General features: G+C 47.9%; 16 protein-coding genes. 4 read left to right on the top strand and 12 right to left on the bottom strand.

Features of this window, described 5'->3' with window-relative positions; translation table 11 throughout:
* Positions 1-94: 94 nt before the first annotated feature.
* Entirely contained in the window at positions 95-1,828 is a 1,734-nt protein-coding gene (locus HGT70_RS15705) for a penicillin-binding transpeptidase domain-containing protein (RefSeq protein WP_071431706.1), read from the bottom strand.
* Positions 1,829-2,267: 439 nt separating this feature from the next.
* On the opposite strand from HGT70_RS15705, the gene galR reads away from it, so the two are divergent.
* Positions 2,268-3,275, top strand: a complete 1,008-nt coding sequence (gene galR, locus HGT70_RS15700) for an HTH-type transcriptional regulator GalR (protein ID WP_214196502.1) — start codon at positions 2,268-2,270, stop codon at positions 3,273-3,275.
* 12 nt (positions 3,276-3,287) lie between these two features.
* On the opposite strand, the gene lysA is transcribed toward galR, so the two are convergent.
* Positions 3,288-4,559 carry a diaminopimelate decarboxylase gene (lysA, locus tag HGT70_RS15695; protein ID WP_214196501.1) on the bottom strand — a complete coding sequence of 424 codons (1,272 nt, stop codon included), beginning with the start codon at positions 4,557-4,559 and terminating at the stop codon, positions 3,288-3,290.
* 109 nt (positions 4,560-4,668) lie between these two features.
* Here lysA and HGT70_RS15690 point away from each other — a divergent pair, with 109 nt between their 5' ends.
* The 3 genes from HGT70_RS15690 to ykgO all read left to right on the top strand — a co-directional run bounded on the left by HGT70_RS15690 (position 4,669) and on the right by ykgO (position 6,081).
* Positions 4,669-5,592: a LysR family transcriptional regulator gene (locus HGT70_RS15690; protein ID WP_214196522.1), complete on the top strand. Its 924-nt coding sequence runs from the start codon at positions 4,669-4,671 to the stop codon at positions 5,590-5,592.
* A gap of 82 nt (positions 5,593-5,674) precedes the next feature.
* Positions 5,675-5,941 (top strand): type B 50S ribosomal protein L31, encoded by a 267-nt coding sequence (locus HGT70_RS15685; RefSeq protein WP_214196500.1) that lies wholly within the window; start codon positions 5,675-5,677, stop codon positions 5,939-5,941.
* Entirely contained in the window at positions 5,941-6,081 is a 141-nt protein-coding gene (gene ykgO / locus HGT70_RS15680; protein WP_048913566.1) for a type B 50S ribosomal protein L36, read from the top strand. The genes HGT70_RS15685 and ykgO overlap by 1 nt, the downstream gene beginning before the upstream one ends.
* Positions 6,082-6,225: 144 nt before the next feature.
* Here the strand turns inward: ykgO and HGT70_RS16690 are convergent, their stop codons facing one another.
* The 10 genes from HGT70_RS16690 to HGT70_RS15630 form a co-directional block, all read right to left on the bottom strand.
* Positions 6,226-6,555 (bottom strand): DUF2569 domain-containing protein, encoded by a 330-nt coding sequence (locus tag HGT70_RS16690; protein ID WP_277753668.1) that lies wholly within the window; start codon positions 6,553-6,555, stop codon positions 6,226-6,228.
* Between the two features lie 458 nt (positions 6,556-7,013).
* A complete protein-coding gene (locus HGT70_RS15670) occupies positions 7,014-7,382 on the bottom strand; it encodes a hypothetical protein (protein ID WP_214196499.1) in 369 nt (122 codons plus the stop codon).
* Positions 7,382-7,873, bottom strand: a complete 492-nt coding sequence (locus HGT70_RS15665) for a hypothetical protein (protein ID WP_214196498.1) — start codon at positions 7,871-7,873, stop codon at positions 7,382-7,384. Before HGT70_RS15665 ends, HGT70_RS15670 begins: the two co-directional genes overlap by 1 nt.
* 344 nt (positions 7,874-8,217) lie before the next feature.
* Entirely contained in the window at positions 8,218-8,436 is a 219-nt protein-coding gene (locus tag HGT70_RS15660; protein ID WP_214196497.1) for a hypothetical protein, read from the bottom strand.
* Positions 8,433-9,155: a hypothetical protein gene (locus tag HGT70_RS15655; RefSeq protein WP_483407270.1), complete on the bottom strand. Its 723-nt coding sequence runs from the start codon at positions 9,153-9,155 to the stop codon at positions 8,433-8,435. Before HGT70_RS15655 ends, HGT70_RS15660 begins: the two co-directional genes overlap by 4 nt.
* 33 nt (positions 9,156-9,188) lie before the next feature.
* Positions 9,189-9,446, bottom strand: coding sequence for a hypothetical protein (locus HGT70_RS15650; protein ID WP_214196523.1), 258 nt, complete (start codon positions 9,444-9,446; stop codon positions 9,189-9,191).
* The gene (locus HGT70_RS16685) at positions 9,443-10,087 is read right to left on the bottom strand and encodes an adhesin (protein ID WP_244968978.1); all 645 of its coding nucleotides are present in this window, start codon (positions 10,085-10,087) and stop codon (positions 9,443-9,445) included. Before HGT70_RS16685 ends, HGT70_RS15650 begins: the two co-directional genes overlap by 4 nt.
* Before the next feature lie 32 nt (positions 10,088-10,119).
* Positions 10,120-10,326, bottom strand: a complete 207-nt coding sequence (locus HGT70_RS15640; RefSeq protein WP_214196496.1) for a hypothetical protein — start codon at positions 10,324-10,326, stop codon at positions 10,120-10,122.
* A gap of 57 nt (positions 10,327-10,383) precedes the next feature.
* Entirely contained in the window at positions 10,384-10,641 is a 258-nt protein-coding gene (locus tag HGT70_RS15635) for a hypothetical protein (RefSeq protein ID WP_214196495.1), read from the bottom strand.
* A partial coding sequence (locus tag HGT70_RS15630; RefSeq protein ID WP_214196494.1) for a VENN motif pre-toxin domain-containing protein occupies positions 10,628-11,533 on the bottom strand: 906 nt, incomplete at its 5' end. The genes HGT70_RS15635 and HGT70_RS15630, both read right to left, overlap by 14 nt.

Genomic DNA, 11,533 nt, shown 5'->3' with positions numbered 1-11,533 from the left:
ATAAATTCGTAAGGATGCCGTTAAATTATTTCTGGCTACGTAAAGGTCGTTGGGACACGGGCGACCTGAGGCCGCCCGGCGATTAAGCGAAAACTTAATGTGTGGCTTGAGGATCTTGCGGGGTATAGATGGCATCTGGCGCAATATTCATATGCTTAAGCACCGGTCCAACAATATTACCAAATACCGGGGCGGCAACGCTGCCCCCGAAGTGGTCGCCCGCTGTCGGGTGGTTAATCATAATCACCAGCGCCACGACAGGATGACTGGCCGGTGCAACGCCTGCTGTGTAGTTGATATAGCCGCCATCGTATTTACCATTACTGCCCATCTTCTCTGCGGTACCGGTTTTAATCGCTAAGCGGTAGCCCGGTACGGCAGCACGGACTCCGGATCCTCCCGGTAATGCATCGCTTTCCATCATATGGACCACACTGCGCACGACGTCTTCATCGGCGACTCGCGTCCCGACGACCGGTGGCGTGACCTTAGTGATCGAAAGCGGACGGTACAGACCGAAGGAGCCTAGCGTTGCATATTCGCGCGCAATCTGTAACGGCGTAACACGCAATCCATAGCCGAATGAGAACGTTGCCCGTTCGATATCGGCCCAACGCTGGCGGTGAAGCGGGAAGTAACCGACGCTTTCACCGGTAAGCCCCAGCCCCGTAGGGCGGCCAAGGCCGAACGAGCGATAGGTATTGACCAGCACGTCCGCAGGCATTGCCAAGGCGATATGCGAGACCCCGATATCACTCGATTTCTGCAAGATGCCGGTCATGGTAAGGCGCGGCCAGTGTCCGACGTCACGGATTAAGTGGCCGTTGACCATATAGGGGGTCGTGTCTAACACCGAGTCGGGACGAACCAACCGCCGCTGTAGCCCTTCCATCACCACGAGTGGCTTAACCGTGGAACCCGGCTCGAAGCTATCGTTGATCGCAACGTTACGCATCTGTGCGGCATTCGCACCTTCGTAATTGTTCGGGTTATAAGAGGGATAAGACGCCATCCCCAAGACCTCACCGGTGTCTACTCTTACCATCACCGCGGCTCCGGAATCGGCCTTGTTCAGTAACACGCCATCACGCAGCTTAGAGAACATCGTGTATTGAATGAACTTGTCGATACTAAGCTGCACGGTCGGCGGCTGAGTCGGCGGCTGATAGCTGATCATGGAAATGATATTACCGTGGCGATCTTGACGATACTTCTCTTTGCCCGGCACACCTTGGAGTAGCGTGTCGAAGCTATGCTCTAATCCATTCAGCCCCTTATTATCCGCCCCCACGATGCCGATCAGCGGCGCAGCCGCCTCGGCCATCGGATAGAAGCGGCTATCGTCGTAGACCGAGGTGAGTCCCTGTAGGTGCAAGCTGGAGATATCTTTGGCGATACCGAGTTCGACCTTGCGACCTAGATAGAGAAAACGCTTCTTAGCATTGGCGGTAATGAGGTTAGCGAGCTGTTCAGGACGCATATTCAATGCATTCGCGAGATAAGCCCACTTTGGACTATAAAAATCGGGGTTAGCTTCAAGAATTTTCAGCGGATCGGCGATGATATCCCGCGAAGGGACGCTCAGGGCAACTGTCTCGCCATTGCGATCGAGAAGCGTGCCGCGGTTAGTGGGGAGAGTTACCGTACGCAAGGAGCGCTGATCGGCCTCATGCTCTAACATCGGCTGGTCAACCAGTTGCAGGTCGCCGACACGTAACAGTAATAATCCTAAACAGGCCACGACCCCGAGACAGACCAGACGAAATCGAAACGAGTTAAACGGCGATTTAATTTGGTCTTTTCCTAAAATTTTTTTTATCCGGGGCATAGCAATCCGATAAGTTAAAAATAAAGATAAATTTATCGTTAGTTTACATTAAAAAGTCGCCGAAAGTGCCGAAAACTGTGTTTCAGTTCGTAATAGCTGGAGAAAACTTAGGTTAACTTGCTGAAAAATGGCGGGTTAGATAGGCATTAGGCAAAAAAAAACCTGCGCAGTTGCGCAGGCTGGTGTAATCCATGGATAGATGTTCACCGATTAATACCTCTGGGAGAATCACTTTACTGAAAGTCGAACAAAAACAACTAGCCCTAAAACGCAACAGAACCCCGCAAAATGTAACCAACGATAAGCGCCGTAACGTTTGCACGCTTTTCTGTCGGACTTTAGCGTAAATCTGCGATCTATCTGGCATTTATCGGGGTTGCACCCCCAGATGATTGACGTAACATAATCAAGTGTAAACGTTTACCCTGGAAGATTTATTATGGCCACAATTAAGGATGTTGCTCGATTAGCGGGGGTCTCTGTGGCTACCGTTTCCCGCGTGCTCAACCAGTCCCCTAAAGCAAGTGCTCACTCCAAGAAAGTGGTTGGTGAAGCAGTGGTAGAGCTTAACTATATTCCTAATGCCAATGCCCGCGCGCTGGCCCAGCAATCTACGGCAACCTTGGGACTATTGGTTAACGACGTGTCCGATCCCTTCTTTGGTGCGATGGTGAAAGCCGTCGATCAGGTAGCCATTCAGACTGGCAATTTCTTATTAATCGGTAATGGCTACCACCGCGCAGCCCAGGAAAAACTGGCTATCGAGCAGCTGATCCGCCACCAGTGTCAGAGTTTGGTCATCCATGCGAAGATGGTTGACGACGAGGTACTGCAGACGTTTATGCAGCAAGTGCCGGGGATGGTTCTGAATAACCGTGTGGTAAAAGGCTTCGAATCGCGCTGTATCTCCCTCGATAATCGCTATGGCAGCTGGTTAGCGACGCGTCACCTGATCAGCCAAGGCCATCAAAAAATTGCCTACATCTGTTCGACCCATGAGATTTCGGATGCGAAAGAGCGCCTCGCCGGGTATCGGGATGCCTTGCACGATCACCAGCTATCGGCTCCGGTAGAGTGTATCGCCTACGGCGAGCCTGATGAAACGGGTGGCGAGCAGGCCATGGTATCGTTGTTGGCGCAAGGCAGGAACTTTACCGCCGTCGCCTGTTATAACGACTCCATGGCGGCCGGAGCGCTCGCAGCGTTATCGGATAATGGCATCAAAGTCCCTGAACAGGTGTCGATGATAGGTTTCGATGATGTCCATGTCTCCCGCTATGTTCGCCCACGCTTAACTACCGTCCGCTATCCGGTTGTCGCGATGGCACAGCAGGCGGCACGCCTTGCGTTGGCCTTAGGCAATGGCCTTACGCCCCCCGCAGTCACCCATCTTTTCCAACCGACCCTGGTCATTCGCCACTCTGTCGCCCGATTGGAAGAGCTATAGCTCCCCCGGTCGTTAGCCGAATAGAGGCTGGGCGCTTTCCAAGGCAAGAAGCTGATCGAGGGTCTGTCGGCGACGGATCTCGGTAGCTTTCCCGTCGTCTAAAAGGACTTCGGGAATTAGTGGACGACTGTTGTAGTTGGAGGACATCGACGCACCATAAGCGCCGGTATCGTGAAAGACCAAGTAGTCGCCAACCTGCGCTAAAGGCAAGGCACGCGGTTCTACCTCCCCTCCCGCCAACTGGGTAAAGACATCCCCCGATTCACAGAGCGGCCCCGCCACTAAGGTCTGCTGCACTGGCCGTGATGCGGAGTCACTGCCATCGACAGGCATCACTGAGATATGATGATAACTGCCGTACATTGCCGGGCGCATCAGGTCACTAAATCCTGCATCAACCAACGTAAAATGGCGATTACCCATCCACTTCGTGCCACGAACCTCACTGACTAGCACGCCGGATTGCGCCACTAAAAAGCGGCCAGGCTCTATTTCCAGTGTGATGGCGTGTCCTAGGTGCTCGGCGATACGTTGCCGTGCCTGGTCCCATAACGAGAAATAGTGGGCGGGATCGATCTCTTGCTCCTCGAACGTATAAGGCGTCGATAAACCGCCCCCCGCGGAGATAGCACGAAGATCGCATCCGCTCCCCAGTACTTGCTCGACCATCGCATCGCAGACCTGTTGCAGATGCTGATAATCGACGCCCGAGCCGATATGCATATGCAGGCCTTCTAACCGTAGACCCGCCTGCTGGATCACCGTCAAGGCCTCAGGAAGTTGCTGATACCAGATGCCATGTTTACTGTTCTCGCCACCGGTATTCGTTTTCTGGCTGTGGCCATGCCCAAAACCTGGGTTAATCCGTAACCAGACGCGGTGCCCCGGCGAGACTTGCGCCAACTGCTTAAGCATATCGATAGAGCCGGTATTAACGGCGACATTCAGTTCCGTTACCCGTGCCAACCCTTCACGGTCGAGGAGATCGGCGGTAAAGACAATATCGTCCCCTTCTGGACGATAGCCGGCCTGCAGCGCACGGGTGAGTTCGCCCACCGAAACCGAATCGACCTTCACCCCCTGTTCACGCATTAACCCTAGAATATGAATATTCGAGCAGGATTTTTGCGCAAAGCGGATCACATCAAACTGGCGCAGCTTAGCAATTTGTTGGCGAATGATCTGCGCATCATACGCCCAGAAAGGGCCTTGATAGTGCTGAGCGAGGGCGAGCAGTTGCGTATGATGTAGGGCGGTGGATGTGTCGGTGATCAGGGTCGGCATGGTTATCTCCTTAAGCGATAGGCTCAGTAAGCCACACTCTTTATATATTGAAAAATATCATTTAATCGCTACTCTATTCATCCATGATATACCTTGGACGAAAAACCTGATGGCCCCACTTAGCTGGCGACAGATCGAGATTTTCCATGCGGTGATGACACAAGGCACACTAACCAGCGCCGCCGCCCTATTACGTACGTCACAACCCACCCTGAGCCGAGAGCTGGCACGACTTGAGCAGCAACTTACCGTGCCACTGTTTCGCCGTAGCCAAGGGCGTTTACATCCGACCCAGCAAGGGTTTCGTCTGTTCGAAGAGGTCCAGCGCAGCTGGTACGGACGCCAGCGTATTCAGGAGACGGCGGCTGGCCTCGCCCAGCTCGATGACGCGGAGATTACGGTCGCCTGCCTACCGGCTTTTTCGCAATCCCTATTGCCCCATGCCTGCGCCCCCTATTTACGCGACTATCCTGCGGCAAGTATGACGATCACGCCGCAAGAGTCGCCGCTCCTAGAGGAATGGCTGACCGCGCAGCGCTTCGATCTCGGGATCACCGAGACCCAATCGGTCCCGGAAGGCTGTGAGATCGATACCCTATTGACCGTCGATGAGGTCTGTATTCTTGCGCCGCATCACCCGCTCGCTACTCACGCAGTGCTGACCCCCGAGGATTTTCGCGACCTACCGTTTATCAGCCTTTCACGTACCGATAGCTATCGGCAGCTGCTGGATCAGCTGTTTCTAACCCGGGGCGTTGCTCGGCGACTCGCCTTAGAAACGCACAGTGCGGCGTCGGTCTGCGCGATGGTTGGGCAAGGCTGCGGGGTGTCGATCATTAATCCACTGACCGCCCTCGATTATCTACCGCATAACGTGGTGATGCGTCGCTTTAGCGTCTCCGTACCCTTTACCGTAAATCTCGTTACGCCGCGCCATCGCCCCGCCTCGGCCGCCCGTTCGGCGTTTAGCCATTATCTACGGTTAGCGAGCGCTAACTTAATGGAGCGTATCGACGCCGCTTTGACCCAATGATCGCTAATTTGTCCTAAAGAGGGTTGCACCGCTCGCCGCAAACCGTTATTGTTATAATATAACATTACAATTTGGAGCGATTATGAAACCGAATATTCATCCCAACTATCGTCAGGTCGTTTTTCACGATCTCGGCGCCGATCACTATATGGTTATCGGATCGACGATTAAAACCGAACGTACCGTCGAGTATCAGGACCAGGTTTATCCTTACGTTACCCTAGACGTGTCCGCTCACTCGCATCCGTTCTATACCGGTAAACAGAAAGAGTTTGCCAAAGAAGGCAGCGCCGCGCGTTTCGCACAGCGTTTTGGCCGCTTCTTCGATAATGCTAAAAAGGATAAATAATGAAAGTCCTTAGTTCACTAAAATCCGCCAAGCAGCGCCATCCTGATTGTAAGATCGTGCGCCGCCACGGACGCGTATTTGTTATTTGCAAGAGTAACCCGCGCTTTAAAGCCGTACAGGGTACAAAGAAGAAGCGTTAGGTCTTGATATAAAAAAAGCCAGAGAGGTGGACTGCACCCCAAAGGTTGGACACCCAACTGAGTAAGGTGCTAGTAATTATTGCTTAAGCAGAGTAGTACTACAGATCCTACGTCAGCTGAAAGCGGGTGAACTAATCAAATAGACTACCGACAGAAAACACTATTAACCCTTTTGGAAAGCAAAAAGTAAGGGATCCCTATGACAACCCCGAAAAGCCCATTCACTATTATCCCTACATCCTCCATTTCATATTGAGTGTTATCAACAACAAAAGGAAGAACAGTAAAATATAACGCGCTGATCATCCCTATCAGATAGTAAATTATCATGACTTTTCGAGTATTTTTCTTGCGTCTAAAAAATGACAAGGATGCATAAAGAGGGGTAAGAAAATCAGCGATCAGAAATGCAACTGCCCCCATGGAGTAATAAGACAAGAAACTCGTTTCATCGAAATGATCAACTATAACCATAGTTAAAATGTAAAGCTCGTTTGCACTACGAACAATTCATAGGATAAGCCCTATGGCAGGAAGATACAGCAGTCCATTAATTTTTCTTAACTCTATATTTTCACAGGCATCACAGAGTCCAGACTCTTTGTTTGCATCAAATCCATTACATTCTATACATTTCGTTTCTCGCTCCATTTTCGTCCATGTTTTGGTAGTAATGGTGAACCAACTTAGCAGCTAAGAGGTGCTTGTCCGGCCTGTATCCCTGCGCTCACTCTTGCCATGTTACTGCCGAGTCCATGAACCGTGCCTATTCGGATCAGCGACTGAACCTGACACCCGTTCTAACTCTATTATCGGTGAAAGCCTTACTGTGAAATTCAGACTAGCTTCCCTGATATCATCAATAATTGGTTCCTTACACCATATTTGCTGTCCGCCTATTAGTTTCATCCATTTGTAGGCGTGGGTTAGCGTTACTTAAAAATACTTTTGGAAGCCTTATCTATATAATCTAAAGATGATAAAACCCCCACCTCGTTAAACTTTAATGTTAAAACTTGCTCTTTATTGTTATTAAAGGGAATGGATAGATATATTCCCCTGTGTATCTGGACGGATTTATACACCCATTCACTGGCATGGTTATAATCCTTAGGTGAGTTTGGCGCACCTAATAGCAACATTGCTTCCTTTTTAGTTGAACTTCCTATGATTAATTTTTCTTTAATAGATGATTCAGAATATCGATTAAGTTCCGTAGCACGGGTTCTGTCAACATTCACCATGCAAGCTGAAAGTAAAAATGAGAGGGCTAATACCGTAAGTTTTTTCATGTTGGACATTAGTTACTGCCCTCTATATAGATTGAATTGACCTCATCAAATACAACAGGACGTATATAGAGGACACAATATCCTGTCAGGTCTGAATCACTGTAATGCACCTCATAGATAGCCTCTCTTTTGGGGATAACATCTAGAGTGACGCTACAGTTTTGGGCAAGGTAATTTATCTCTGTCTTGCGGTCTGCGATCACTAAAATTTCAAAGTACTTCCCGCTATAATCCTTTCCCTGTATTTTGGGAAATCCACTGTCGACAGTGGTACCCAAACCTATGTTAACGAATCTGTTGTGCTCTACAACAAATCCACCAACCAGATCGCCCGTGTCGTTTTTTTGTCTGATTGAATAATTAAGTGGATTCCCCATTAATCTTACTTTTGCAATATCGCTGGTATTTCTCGGGGGTTCGTACTTTGTCGGTACAGGAAAAACTTTACTACATCCTGTTAATAAGATAATTGAAAAAATTATAGCTATTTTATTAAGCATCCTTAACTCCTTATTTATATCCATAATAATATTTTATCTTTTCGCTGCCCTGCACCTGATACTATATACACGCTCCATTAAACACTCGTTTTATAGTGGTTCCTGTAGCCTCGTGAATAACTGCCTAAACAGACTGTTAAGGTTTCTTTTTTATTAGCTGAAAATTGGTAGGGGTCTATATAGTAGATTTCGGGAGTAAAGTATCACTACGAGAGTCTACATTTTCAAGTGTTATCCGTTCCCTCTTCAGCCAAGTGTGCCGTTGCCTTACATGATTTTCTCTATAGCTGTATCGAGTTTATTCGAAGAAACAGAACTCATAACATTATTTTCAACAATAAATATTAAAAACCTTTAACCCGAAAATATCGAAGGAGAGCAATACCGAATCCCATTATACCACCTCCTACTGCCCCAATTTTCAGGTAGTGCCATGCTAATGTTAGCTCAAAGTTAAAACTGCTAAGCATCGCGTATTCAATGGTAAGTAATAAAGCATATGCAATTTCAGCTAAAAGTATCCCCGCCAAAATTGAAAATAAAGCGAAAAAGATATTTATCATTTTTTATCTCCATTACTGATCGGAGATGAGATTTTTTCGATCCCTTTGCTGGTTACTTCAGTTAAGAGGGAGCAACCTAAGTAACCAAAAGGACTAGGGATATTGCTTGGCTTTATTTCCTTAGAAACCCCAAAATCACCTTTTATTTCAGTATAGTTCTGAAGTGTTGGATTAAATTTCGGATCCCAGCCCCCTTTCCACCAGTTTGCTACAGTATTAATTCCCCACGAAAGGCCCTTACCAATGCCATAGCCAATACTCGAACCGGCACCATTGATAAGCGCACCAGACAGTGGATCTTTGTTATCAATCCAGTTACCCAGTGCACCACCTGCGGCATTCCAACCGACTGTACCCACAACGCCATTACCCATACTGAAAACATTCACCCAGCCTGAAATAGCTGCATTAGCCGGATCAATCGCTCCATCTACCCAGTAGCTAATCCCTGCATTAGCCGGATCAATCGCTCCATCTACCCAGTAGCTAATCCCTGCATTAGCGCCCGCACCAAGCCCCCACATAGCCTGAGCGCCGCCGGGTAGGAGAGCGACACTACCTGTAGCAAGAGCAAACCCTACCGCATCACGTTCATTTTTGGCTTTTTGACATGCGCTTCCCCCAGGATTATCAGCACAGCTCGCCATATCGATACCATGCTGTCGTATCCATGCAGCCTGAGCTTCTTCACTACCACCTAGTAAGTTATTTTCAACCATAATCCCAGCCGATTAGCTGGATTATTGTTGAGTTTACTCACGATCGGATGGTGGAGATTTGCTGATATTACGTTCGTCTATTTTGGCGAAGATCCATGAACCAGTTCCACCTGCGGTGCCAGCAATAAGGCTTAAAACACTTGTTTTGAAAATGTCCTGTTCATCCACAGAAAAATTATTTAAATAAATAAAGTTAATAATTAAACTTAATACTATTCCCAGAAGAAAGAAGATAATCGAACCGAATAAGATGCTTAATAGAAGAAGCATTATTGTTGGTTTTCTCTTCACTTATTCTTCTCCTGTTTATTGATAGCATCTTTAACCGCATTGCCTGTAGCTTCAGATACGTAAGCACTACCAACATCAGACCAAAAACCAGCAGAAGTTCCGAAAACTGGGCTGAGTAAGTCCGGTTCGTACTTACCAATCCCTCCACCAATTAAGCCACCCAAAGCAGCACCACCAACAGATCCCATATCAGGCCCATCCGTAAATACCGCACCGGCTACCGCTATTCCAACATTTTGCTGGACAGTTCTTCCCGGAGCAAGCATCCCCGAAATCCCTGAGCTTACGCTGCTTTTCCAGTCCCAGCTTTTGTTTTCGTTACCTGGACGGCTCAGGTCAAACCATTGGTAGCTTCCATTCGCTATCTCTGCGATAATTCCTCCGCCAATCACTTTACCCACCGATGCCGCTGGCCCCAGATACCAAGCACCCGCAATCAGCAAACCATCCGTGTAACCCTCAACAATGGCTTTTGTGATATTCGCTCCCTCGGGCAAATCCCCCTTCACATGCTGACTTAGAGCTGTATTGATTTCATCTGGGGTTGCGCCTTGCTGAGCCATCGACATTGCTAATGAAAAGGCTGACTGAGCATAATCTGCCATTCCTGAAGGAAGGCTCAGCGCATTATTCTCAACCATTATCCCGGCTCGATGGCCGGGATTTGCGTATGTTACTTGGGATTAAAAGGCGAGGCCGGTTTCTCTTTCGACATGAAGCATTGCCCCACACCAATAATAATCCCGCATCCGATTGATATTTTTGTGCCTCTGATTAAGTTATTTCGATCAAAATCAAAATCACCCACAAGTTTCGCTTTATCTCCTGTCGTCGCATCCGGTGTTTTACCCAGACAAAATCCATGATCTGAACCAGACATAGCACCCAGCGCATTATTTGACAAAAGCCTCAGCCGATATCGGCTGGAGTTAAGCGTTTACCCATGTGATGACTTTTTATTTTTCTTTTCTTTTAACCAGATTTTTATCCAAAGGCCAATACCTAAAACAAGACCACCTACATAACCAGATTTAAAGAAAGATGCAAAAACCCTTTCCCAACTAAATGGAAAAAATCCTTTTTTAATATAAATAATTGATGATGCCAGAAGTTCAGATATTAAATTCGCATTTAAAAATAAAACTAAGCAACCGAATACCAATTTTACCAAAATAAGAAGGTTATTTTTTAGCATTAGTTTTATCCTTTTCATCAAGAGTATTTTTTACTACATCTCCCATTTGTTCGCTGATGTATCCACCAAAAATCGAGCCAGTTACATCGGAGACGGTATCTTTCGCAAATTTTGAAGCAGCTCCTTTGACTATTTCACCACCAATGCCTCCAGCTACAGTACCTATTCCAGCCCCAGCCATAGAACTAGTCGGATCCTCCCCCTTAATCCCACTTCCAATCGCCGCACCACCCATATTAATGACCGCAGAGGTTCCTATATTTTTTCCCGTTGTCGCAGCAGACATTACCCCAGACATAATCATATCCACGTAACTAAATGAATCACTTCCACTGAGCTGCACAGCTGAATTCACCCCCATACCAATAGTCGCATTGAGCGCCATTCCTTCCCGGATGGTGGTGCCCAACATGTTGCTACCAAATAGTAGTGGTGCATCACCAATACTCGCATTTGATTTATGGTAGCCCCAAGTATTCATTATCGACTGAGCTTTGCTCATGACTTCCGAGTCTGGGTTTCGTTTAATGTAATCTTGTCCCGACAGTAAACCTTTAATCAGTTCTTGTGCTACCGGACGGCCATACTCTTTTTCCATTTCAGCTGCATAAACACGCAGATAACTAGCTAGTTCGGCGCGTTCCGTACTGTTCATCTGAGAAGGGTCTTTAGTAAATTTGGAGAGTAAGGCATCACTACGGGCATCGGCATTTTCAAGCGTTATCAGTTCGCTCACCGTTGTAAGTGAGGTATTGCCTTGCTTAATTTTCTCTATAGCTGTATCGAGTTTATCCGAAGACAAAGCACCCAAAACATTATTCTCAACCGTCACCTTCCCGGTGTGCGCACCCGCCATAGCATTCGCCATATCGCCGCCGGCTAACCCTCCCGC

Source organism: Rosenbergiella collisarenosi (genome assembly GCF_018494085.1).
Classification (GTDB): Bacteria; Pseudomonadota; Gammaproteobacteria; order Enterobacterales; family Enterobacteriaceae; genus Rosenbergiella; species Rosenbergiella collisarenosi.
The sequence above is the reverse complement of the archived record's forward strand: the minus strand, read 5'-3'. Positions and strand labels throughout refer to the sequence as shown.

Coding starts and splice junctions, on each gene's coding strand:
- HGT70_RS15705 (WP_071431706.1), bottom strand. CDS start 1,828: ATGCCCCGGATAAAAAAAATTTTAGGAAAAGACCAAATTAAATCGCCG.
- galR (WP_214196502.1), top strand. CDS start 2,268: ATGGCCACAATTAAGGATGTTGCTCGATTAGCGGGGGTCTCTGTGGCT.
- lysA (WP_214196501.1), bottom strand. CDS start 4,559: ATGCCGACCCTGATCACCGACACATCCACCGCCCTACATCATACGCAA.
- HGT70_RS15690 (WP_214196522.1), top strand. CDS start 4,669: ATGGCCCCACTTAGCTGGCGACAGATCGAGATTTTCCATGCGGTGATG.
- HGT70_RS15685 (WP_214196500.1), top strand. CDS start 5,675: ATGAAACCGAATATTCATCCCAACTATCGTCAGGTCGTTTTTCACGAT.
- ykgO (WP_048913566.1), top strand. CDS start 5,941: ATGAAAGTCCTTAGTTCACTAAAATCCGCCAAGCAGCGCCATCCTGAT.
- HGT70_RS16690 (WP_277753668.1), bottom strand. CDS start 6,555: ATGGTTATAGTTGATCATTTCGATGAAACGAGTTTCTTGTCTTATTAC.
- HGT70_RS15670 (WP_214196499.1), bottom strand. CDS start 7,382: ATGTCCAACATGAAAAAACTTACGGTATTAGCCCTCTCATTTTTACTT.
- HGT70_RS15665 (WP_214196498.1), bottom strand. CDS start 7,873: ATGCTTAATAAAATAGCTATAATTTTTTCAATTATCTTATTAACAGGA.
- HGT70_RS15660 (WP_214196497.1), bottom strand. CDS start 8,436: ATGATAAATATCTTTTTCGCTTTATTTTCAATTTTGGCGGGGATACTT.
- HGT70_RS15655 (WP_483407270.1), bottom strand. CDS start 9,155: ATGGTTGAAAATAACTTACTAGGTGGTAGTGAAGAAGCTCAGGCTGCA.
- HGT70_RS16685 (WP_244968978.1), bottom strand. CDS start 10,087: ATGGTTGAGAATAATGCGCTGAGCCTTCCTTCAGGAATGGCAGATTAT.
- HGT70_RS15640 (WP_214196496.1), bottom strand. CDS start 10,326: ATGTCTGGTTCAGATCATGGATTTTGTCTGGGTAAAACACCGGATGCG.
- HGT70_RS15635 (WP_214196495.1), bottom strand. CDS start 10,641: ATGCTAAAAAATAACCTTCTTATTTTGGTAAAATTGGTATTCGGTTGC.